The following is a 386-nucleotide window of genomic DNA, read 5'->3' as shown; positions in this document are numbered from 1 at the left end:
GGTTAAAACAAAATATTATCGACTACATGGAAGATGACGGTTTTACAAGATTAGATTTAGCTTTTGATTTTGAAGATGATTTGAGCGATTACTATGCAATGACTGATAAAGCAGTTAAGAAAACTGTTTTTTATGGTCGTAATGGCAAGCCAGAAACAAAATATTTTGGCGTTCGTGATAGTGATAGATTTATTAGAATTTATAATAAAAAACAAGAACGTAAAGATAACGCAGATGTTGAAGTTATGTCTGAACATCTATGGCGTGTAGAAGTTGAATTAAAAAGAGATATGGTTGATTACTGGAATGATTGTTTTAATGATTTACACATTTTGAAACCTGAGTGGACTACTTTAGAAAAAATTAATGAGCAAGCTATGGTTTAT

Annotated in this window: 1 protein-coding gene; it reads left to right on the top strand. The window is 30.3% G+C overall.

From position 1 onward, the window contains the following. Nucleotides 1–386, top strand: a 386-nt coding sequence (locus tag UU9_RS17740) for a replication initiation factor domain-containing protein (protein WP_083839014.1), incomplete at both ends; no start/stop codon positions are given.

Source organism: Rhodanobacter fulvus Jip2, assembly GCF_000264315.1.
GTDB classification, from domain to species: domain Bacteria; phylum Pseudomonadota; class Gammaproteobacteria; order Xanthomonadales; family Rhodanobacteraceae; genus Rhodanobacter; species Rhodanobacter fulvus.
The sequence above is the reverse complement of the archived record's forward strand: the minus strand, read 5'-3'. Positions and strand labels throughout refer to the sequence as shown.